Annotated in this window: 8 protein-coding genes, 1 tRNA gene and 1 other RNA gene; 2 read left to right on the top strand and 8 right to left on the bottom strand. The window is 45.7% G+C overall.

Going from position 1 to position 6,183, the window contains the following annotated elements:
• Positions 1–229 precede the first annotated feature (229 nt).
• From KNQ08_RS16610 to tadA, 6 genes are all read right to left on the bottom strand, one after another.
• Positions 230–448: a YaaL family protein gene (locus KNQ08_RS16610; RefSeq protein ID WP_023469883.1), complete on the bottom strand. Its 219-nt coding sequence runs from the start codon at positions 446–448 to the stop codon at positions 230–232.
• Complete coding sequence (gene recR / locus KNQ08_RS16605) at positions 445–1,044, bottom strand: recombination mediator RecR (protein WP_023469882.1); 600 nt, start codon at positions 1,042–1,044, stop codon at positions 445–447. Before recR ends, KNQ08_RS16610 begins: the two co-directional genes overlap by 4 nt.
• 18 nt (positions 1,045–1,062) lie before the next feature.
• On the bottom strand, positions 1,063–1,383 hold the full coding sequence (locus KNQ08_RS16600; RefSeq protein ID WP_023469881.1) for a YbaB/EbfC family nucleoid-associated protein: 321 nt from the start codon (positions 1,381–1,383) through the stop codon (positions 1,063–1,065).
• Between the two features lie 18 nt (positions 1,384–1,401).
• Positions 1,402–3,087, bottom strand: coding sequence for a DNA polymerase III subunit gamma/tau (gene dnaX / locus KNQ08_RS16595; RefSeq protein WP_069940135.1), 1,686 nt, complete (start codon positions 3,085–3,087; stop codon positions 1,402–1,404).
• Positions 3,088–3,182: 95 nt separating this feature from the next.
• An RNA gene (gene ffs / locus KNQ08_RS16590) (signal recognition particle sRNA large type) lies at positions 3,183–3,449 on the bottom strand.
• Positions 3,450–3,497: 48 nt separating this feature from the next.
• On the bottom strand, positions 3,498–4,004 hold the full coding sequence (gene tadA, locus KNQ08_RS16585; RefSeq protein ID WP_149426588.1) for a tRNA adenosine(34) deaminase TadA: 507 nt from the start codon (positions 4,002–4,004) through the stop codon (positions 3,498–3,500).
• Positions 4,005–4,112: 108 nt separating this feature from the next.
• On the opposite strand from tadA, the gene KNQ08_RS16580 reads away from it, so the two are divergent.
• Together KNQ08_RS16580 and KNQ08_RS16575 are read left to right on the top strand one after the other, a co-directional pair.
• The gene (locus KNQ08_RS16580; protein WP_050679045.1) at positions 4,113–4,742 is read left to right on the top strand and encodes a deoxynucleoside kinase; all 630 of its coding nucleotides are present in this window, start codon (positions 4,113–4,115) and stop codon (positions 4,740–4,742) included.
• Entirely contained in the window at positions 4,739–5,416 is a 678-nt protein-coding gene (locus tag KNQ08_RS16575) for a deoxynucleoside kinase (RefSeq protein WP_029343036.1), read from the top strand. The genes KNQ08_RS16580 and KNQ08_RS16575 overlap by 4 nt, the downstream gene beginning before the upstream one ends.
• Positions 5,417–5,489: 73 nt before the next feature.
• Here KNQ08_RS16575 and KNQ08_RS16570 read toward each other — a convergent pair whose 3' ends face one another.
• Together KNQ08_RS16570 and KNQ08_RS16565 are read right to left on the bottom strand one after the other, a co-directional pair.
• On the bottom strand, positions 5,490–5,954 hold the full coding sequence (locus KNQ08_RS16570; protein ID WP_214806332.1) for a DinB family protein: 465 nt from the start codon (positions 5,952–5,954) through the stop codon (positions 5,490–5,492).
• A 102-nt stretch (positions 5,955–6,056) separates the two neighbouring features.
• Positions 6,057–6,146, bottom strand: a tRNA-Ser gene (locus tag KNQ08_RS16565).
• Positions 6,147–6,183: the final 37 nt, after the last annotated feature.

The following is a 6,183-nucleotide window of genomic DNA, read 5'->3' as shown; positions in this document are numbered from 1 at the left end:
TTTCAAAGTTCGTCCGCGCCTGTTTTGGCGACTCAATTAGAATACCAAGTCTGAAACAAGAAGTCAACAACTTTTTTGAAATTGTTTTTTACTTGTTTGCCGTAAGCGCTCGTCCTCTTAAGGACATGAATTAATATATCACGATAATTAGACATGCGCAACTACTTTATTAAAATAACTTATAGTTTTTTTAGAGCATGTAAAAACCGCAGACAAGAATGGCTGCGGTTTACTTCATCATCAATGAGACGCGTCTTCTTTTTGCTTCGCTTATATAGAAGAAATACAGTGATTCCGCTAACTTCATTTGTGCTTCTAAATCACCGTAGTCATCATAGCTGATTTCTAAGAGATGACGCTTCATCAAATAATCTTCTTTTGCTTTTGCTAATTCTTCTAACAAACGCTGGTCGTACTCACTGCGAATCTTCTTTCGAAACCAACTCATAGTTCGCGACGTCCCTCCATTGCACGAGATAACGTCACTTCATCTGCGTATTCAAGATCTCCACCAACCGGAAGACCATGGGCAATTCGAGTGATCCGAATACCCGTCGGTTTTAAGAGACGCGATAGATACATCGCTGTCGCTTCTCCTTCGATATTCGGATTGGTTGCTAAGATGACTTCCGTAATCGCTTCGTCCGCTTGAAGACGTGTCAGTAGGCTAGATACATTGATATCCTCTGGACCGATTCCTTCCATTGGACTGATCGCTCCATGCAAGACATGATACAACCCTTGGTAATCTCGCATCTTTTCCATTGCAATGACATCCCTTGAATCTTGGACGACACAGACAATCGTACGGTTTCGGTGTTTATCTGTACATACATAACAAGGATCTTGATCCGTGATATTCCCGCAGACACTACAGTAGGCAATGTCGCGCTTCGCACTGACCAATGCTTTTCCGAACATCAAGACATCGTCCTCTTCCATATCAAGGACATGAAACGCTAGACGAACTGCTGTCTTCGGACCAATCCCCGGCAGTTTCGTAAAACTTTCGATCAAACGACTAATCGCTTCAGGATATTGCAAGTGGTTTCCTCCTACGAATTAAAACATTCCCGGCAGATTCATACCTTGTGTGAATTTCCCCATTTTACTTGCTACGAGTTCATCGACCTTCTTCAAAGCATCGTTCGTTGCAGCTAAGACGAGATCTTGAATCATTTCAACATCATCTGGATCAACGACTTCTTCTTTAATGATGACATCTACGATATTTTTATGACCATCAGCGACGACTGAGACCATTTCTCCTCCTGCTGTACCTGTCACTGTTAAGTCTTTTAGTTCTTCTTGTGCTTTCGCCATATCCTTTTGCATCTTCTGCATCTGTTTCATCATATTGTTCATGTTTCCCATTCCGCGCATCTGTATTCCTCCTCGAATTTAATCTTCGAACTCTACGATATCACCAAAACGACCAAGCGTCTCGGACAATAACTGATCGCTCTCCGATTCTTGTTTTGTTTCCTTCTCTTCTATACTACTACTATTTCGCTTAGCAACAAACTCTGCCTTCAGTTCATGCCAATCCTTTGAGAGAATCGCTAAAATTTCGCGTTTGACGCCACATACTTCATACAACGCTTCTTCAATCACGAAACGTGTTCGTTCATTCGTCATGACCTGCTCAAAGTGCCATCCTTTACCGTCATCGAATTCAATCAGCAACGTATCCGCTGAACAAAGAACCGGTTTACTCTCATGGAGTAACGAGTAGATGGGGCCATCTTCTTTTAAAATCCATTTTAAGATGTGATCCCAGCGTTCTTGAATCTCGCGCAACTGGGCTTTCTCTGCTCGTCCTAACATTTGACGAATCCGCTCTTTGGCGATTCGAACGGTTGGTCGTCCTTGTTTTCGCTTCGGCTGTGCTTGTGGTGCAGCCGCTTCTTGTGCTGGAACACCATTCGACTTCCATTGGTGCATCTGTTCTTTCATTTCGCGGACTTCCTGTTGCAACGATTGGACGATCTGTCCCGTTGTTCTCCCTTGTTCCGCAATTTGAATGAAGGCAATCTCAACGAGGACTCGCGGATGATTCGTCAACCGCATCTGTTGTTGGCAGTCATGTAACTGATCAATGATCGTAAAGCACGTCTCCGCTTCAATCGATTCAACGAATTGTTTGAACTCATCCGTCGGGCGTGCACGCTCTAGCAAATCGACAGCTGTAGGCGAGGCTTTCAACAACAACGTGTCTCGGTAAAAGAAGACGAGATCCTCAACGAAACGTTTTAGATCTTTCCCCGCTCGTTGCATCGTTTCAAGCGTCTGTAACAACTGATCGACTTGATGTTCATGTAAGGCACGGGCAATATTCAATAACGCTTCATCTTCTACTGCCCCTGTCACTTCAAGAACAGCTGCATCGTTTAGATCACCGTTCGAAAAAGCAACCGCTTGGTCGAGTAGACTCAGCGCATCACGCATACCACCATCTGCCGCTCGAGCGATCAATCGTAATGCTGTATCCGAATACTCGATCGATTGATCGTTTAAGATATATTGCATCCGCTCTACGAGTTGATCGACTTCATGCCGCTTCACATCGAAACGTTGGCAACGCGAGATGATCGTCGCCGGGATTTTATGTGGTTCAGTCGTTGCTAAGATGAAGATGGCGTGCGCCGGCGGTTCTTCTAGTGTTTTGAGCAAGGCATTAAAGGCACCTGTCGACAACATATGCACTTCATCAATGATATAGACTTTATAGGCTGCTTCTGAAGGGGGATATTTGACTTTATCCCGGATTTCCCGAATCTCATCTACGCCGTTATTGGAAGCCGCATCGATTTCGAAGACGTCCGGGCTTGATCCTTCTGTAATCGCAAGACACGTCGGGCACGTATTACACGGTTCTTTGACCGGAGCATGCTCACAGTTGATCGCTTTAGCGATGATTTTGGCAAGACTCGTCTTTCCTGTTCCACGAGGACCCGAAAATAGATAGGCGTGGGACATCCGTCCCTCCATCAATGCATTTTGGATCGTACGGGTGATATGCGCTTGCCCAACGACTTCGTCGAATCGTTGCGGACGGTACACGCGGTATAGTGCTTGATAGGCCAAGTTTGCGCCTCCTCTTTTTAAGTTCCTCATTCTATTTTACCTAAAAAAGTCTACAACCGAAACCGGCTGTAGACTTGTCTTTAAAAATTAAACTGCCGCGCACCATATTCTGAAATATGTTCAACATGCGTTACTCACGCAGCCTGCTCAGTCCAAGCACCCCTACAACACACAGAGAGCACCACTTAAGGCTGCTTCCTTCCGGACCTGACCTGGTTCATGGGTATCTGTTGCGTAGGACTCAAACGTCAACGCTACTTACGTGAGGCAGACCACACCAATCATATCCCTCGACATGGAATTCAGTCTCGCTATAGCGGATTGCGAGTGACAGGGAACCGCTACATCCCCACCTAGCACGGCAAATGGTTTATCGATTTTTAGTGGCACCTTGTTTCAGTGCTTTTTCATTATACTGTTTCATCTGGTGTGATGCAACCCATTGCCCGCTTTCGTGCTTTCTTTTTCGCACGTAGTTCCCGAAAGAACGTCGTTAGCATCTCCCCACACTCTTTTTCTAATATACCGCTCGTCAGCTCTGAGACATGATTGAACCGATCGTCTTGCACCAGGTTCATCAGTGTTCCACAACATCCACCTTTCGGATCAACGGCACCAAAGATGACATGTTCGATTCGTGACAGCATGATGGCCCCTGCACACATCGGACACGGTTCGAGTGTCACGTATAACTCGCATCCTTCCAGTCGCCAATTACCGAGTTTTCGGCACGCTTCCTCAATCGCGATCAACTCGGCATGTGCCGTCGCTTGTTGATCCGTTTCCCGGTGATTGTAGCCCGTCGCGATGACTTCATCGTCTTTGACGATGACACATCCGATCGGAACTTCACCGATCGCTTCTGCCTTTTTCGCCTCTTCGATCGCAAGGCGCATATAGTGTTCCTGTCGTTCCATCGATGATACTCCTCACTCTAAAAAAATTCTCCTTTTGAAACTTCAGCAAGTCGTACTTCTTTGTGCTAAAATATAAATTGCACTTTGCTGAACGGAGGGTCATTGTATATGTTCATAACGGTTGAAGGACCGATTGGTGTAGGCAAAACATCACTTGCGAACGCCATCAGTCACCATTTCTCTTTTTCTATGTTACGCGAAATCGTCGAAGAAAATCCCTTTCTTGGAAAGTTCTATGAAGATATCGAAGAATGGAGCTTCCAGACGGAAATGTTCTTCTTGTGCAATCGCTTCAAACAACTCGATGATATCGAACGTCATTACCTCAGTAAACAACGCTCTGTCGTTGCTGATTACCATATCTTTAAGAACTTGATTTTTGCACACCGCTCTCTGAAGGTAGAGCATCTTGAGAAGTACGAACAAATCTATTCGATCCTGACGACAGACATGCCGAAACCGGATGCTGTCATCTACTTGAACGCAAGCATCGACACCTTGATGAAACGTGTTGCGCTGCGCGGACGAGAAATCGAAGAAAACATGTCACGTGCCTATCTCGAACAATTAGCCGAGGATTACGAGACATTCGTCACGGAATACCAAGCCAAACATCCGGAAGTCAAAATCATCCGTTTCGACGGGGATGCACTCGACTTCGTCAAGCGGCCGGAAGATCTCGAGTACGTCTTGACGACGATCCGGAACGAATTATATGAAGGAGCGAACCACGCATGAACTTGAAGCTACGCGAACAATACAACATCCCGGCAGATGCCGTCATTACGATCGGCGGTATGGTCGGGATCGGTAAATCAACGATCACAAACGGATTAGCAGATGCCCTTGGTTTCCGGACGTCACTCGAAAAAGTCGATACGAACCCTTACTTGGATAAATTCTATCATGATTTCGAGCGTTGGAGCTTCCACCTCCAAATCTATTTCCTCGCTGAACGCTTCAAGGAGCAAAAGCGGATTTTCCAATACGGTGGTGGTTTCATCCAAGATCGTTCGATCTATGAAGACACAGGGATCTTTGCTAAGATGCATTTCGAAAAAGGAACGATGTCTCCAACAGATTACGAGACATATTCAAGTTTGTTTGACGCAATGGTCATGACACCATTCTTCCCGCATCCGGATCTTTTGATCTATCTTGAAGGTTCGTTCGAACAAGTACTAGAACGAATTCGTCTTCGCGGACGTGAGATGGAGCAACAGACACCAATCGAATATTGGGAAGAGATGTACGAGCGCTATACGAACTGGATCAATAACTTCACGATCTGCCCGGTACTTCGTTTGTCGATCGACGAATACGACTTACTGAACGAGCCAGAATCCATCGACCGGATTCTCGCGAAGATTGAAAAGCAGCTTGAAGTTGCTCGTATTGCAAATACACGCTAACTGATCAGATCTGCCTCTTAGGCGGATCTTTTTTTGCGCAAAAAAAGGAGATGCGTTTCGCATCTCCTACTCTTTATCCAATCACTTGATTGATTTGTTCCATATGGTGTAGATCATGTTGAGCCATTGCTCCGAGGAACTGACCGATCGTTAATTCTTTGCCTTTAATGACGGCCTTGTCCTGCAGACGTTCTTCCGGAATCAATTCGACTGCACGGCGCAACAAGTCACGGCTGACTAAAAACTCATCAATCGTCAAGATCCGTTGCTGCTCACGGCTCATTTTCGCCGCTTCTTCATTGACGGCTTGGCTATCTGGTGCGACACGGAATGGTTCACCCGCGAGCAAGTACGGGATGCGCTCTGCGACCATGAAGCGATCCCATGGTGATAAGTGACCGATGATCTCAGCAATCGTCCATTTACCTTCTGCATACGACGTCCGCCACGTCTCGTCTGAAATCTGTTCTAAGTCTTTTACATATGTTATCGTCATCGCATAATGCGAAAGCAACGATTCTTTTGTTTGTTCGTTCATTTCGTCCACCTCTTCTTCATTTTTCACGTAGGCAACCATAGCACGCACGAAGAAATCGATGCAACAAAAAAGCACCTCAGAATTGAGATGCTTCATAAAAAGCGGAGTCGGTGGGATTCGAACCCACGCGAGCCTTGCGACCCCTAACGGATTTCGAGTCCGTCCCCTTCAGCCGGACTTGGGTACGACTCCATGATTATATTTATTTTTGGGTAAAAAAAAAGAAGTG

It is taken from the genome of Exiguobacterium sp. s46, from assembly GCF_018618875.1.
Classification (GTDB): Bacteria; Bacillota; Bacilli; order Exiguobacteriales; family Exiguobacteriaceae; genus Exiguobacterium_A; species Exiguobacterium_A abrahamii.
The sequence above is the reverse complement of the archived record's forward strand: the minus strand, read 5'-3'. Positions and strand labels throughout refer to the sequence as shown.

Bases quoted from the DNA above. Each gene is read 5' to 3' on its own strand.
- tadA (WP_149426588.1), bottom strand. From the start codon at position 4,004: ATGGAACGACAGGAACACTATATGCGCCTTGCGATCGAAGAGGCGAAA.
- KNQ08_RS16600 (WP_023469881.1), bottom strand. From the start codon at position 1,383: ATGCGCGGAATGGGAAACATGAACAATATGATGAAACAGATGCAGAAG.
- KNQ08_RS16570 (WP_214806332.1), bottom strand. From the start codon at position 5,954: ATGAACGAACAAACAAAAGAATCGTTGCTTTCGCATTATGCGATGACG.
- KNQ08_RS16610 (WP_023469883.1), bottom strand. From the start codon at position 448: ATGAGTTGGTTTCGAAAGAAGATTCGCAGTGAGTACGACCAGCGTTTG.
- KNQ08_RS16580 (WP_050679045.1), top strand. From the start codon at position 4,113: ATGTTCATAACGGTTGAAGGACCGATTGGTGTAGGCAAAACATCACTT.
- KNQ08_RS16575 (WP_029343036.1), top strand. From the start codon at position 4,739: ATGAACTTGAAGCTACGCGAACAATACAACATCCCGGCAGATGCCGTC.